Raw genomic sequence first — 1,327 nt, forward strand, 5'->3', positions numbered from 1 at the left:
CGATTTTCATTCGTCCACATCGGCGGTCTCCGCGAGAATCAGACCGCCTCATTGAATCACAAGCGATTCATCCGATTCAACTTGTCTTCGGACCGACACTGAATTTTTCAGTGCCTGGATGCAGCACGAGGATAGGAACAAAATTCAGCAGGTAATGGACCGGGCCAGTGCCGCAGTGACGAAACTCGTATTCGGTCGCTGGGATCACATTTTCGGGGAAAATGCCAAAGGAAAAGAAATAATTATCTCTCATCAAGTGGCGGAAGGAGAGCAGAGGGATGCGCGGGGTGTTTTCTTCAAAACAAATACGCATGATGTCTATATAAGCTTCCAAATCAAGGATGGAGCGCGTCGTTTTAATGTTAATGACAGATCTCTTGGATTTCGGTGGTTTTTTGCGTTTATGCTTTTCACCAAATTTAGGGTTGCGCGAAGTAGTGCGGGACATCTTTTATTTTTATTTGACGAGCCTGCATCTAATTTGCATGCTGCTGCACAGCAAAAATTGATAGAGAGCTTTCCTGAAATTGCGCAGGGGGAGCATACTCTAATTTACACGACACATAGCCATTACATGATTGAACCAAAGTGGCTTGAGCAAACATATATTGTTACAAATAGAGCTGACGCTACTATAAACACAGTTTTGGATGCTGTGTCTTTTGATGATGAGTCTCTAGATATAAGAGTAGAGACATATCTATCTTTTGTTAATAAATATCCAAATAAAACAAGCTATTTTCAGCCAATATTTGACAGGCTTGATGTGGTTCCGTCTCGTTTTGATATTCGTCGTGCTTCTGTTATTATTGAAGGAAAGTCTGATTATTATATTATTCGTTATTGTTCGATGTTATTGCGGCGTGATGATTTGCCGCTCATTCCGGCAACCGGGGCGGGGACTTTCGGGGCGCTTGCAGCTCTACATGTTGGATGGAATCTCAATTTCCTTTTCGTCCTCGACGGCGATCGGCAAGGGCTTTCAGAACGAGATAGATATGTTAGAGAATATGGAATTGGTGTTAGTCAAATCGTAACAGTTAACCAGCTTGTTGACGGTGTTGTTGTGATAGAGGACCTGTTGGATGATGAAGCACGTTTGTTTATCCAGAGAGAGTTGGGGCTAACCACTTTGCCAGACAAATCCCAGTTGCGGCGATTCTTTCAGGAGCGCTTGGCGAGTGATGAAGTAAAAATTTTGAGTTCTAGCTTTGAATTTAGAGCAGCTACTATGTTGGATGCTCTACAAAAGCGGTTGTCGGCTCGTTTATAATTTTGTGACGTGTGATACCGCCGATCGATTCCGCCCCCTCCCTTGTCGCCTCCG

At 43.8% G+C, this 1,327-nt stretch carries 1 protein-coding gene; it reads left to right on the top strand.

Annotated elements, in window-relative coordinates:
- Positions 1–118: 118 nt before the first annotated feature.
- Positions 119–1,273 (top strand): ATP-dependent endonuclease, encoded by a 1,155-nt coding sequence (locus A1351_RS23555; protein WP_083967013.1) that lies wholly within the window; start codon positions 119–121, stop codon positions 1,271–1,273.
- Positions 1,274–1,327 lie beyond the last annotated feature (54 nt).

Source organism: Methylosinus sp. R-45379, from assembly GCF_001644125.1.
In the GTDB taxonomy this organism is placed as follows: Bacteria; Pseudomonadota; Alphaproteobacteria; order Rhizobiales; family Beijerinckiaceae; genus Methylosinus.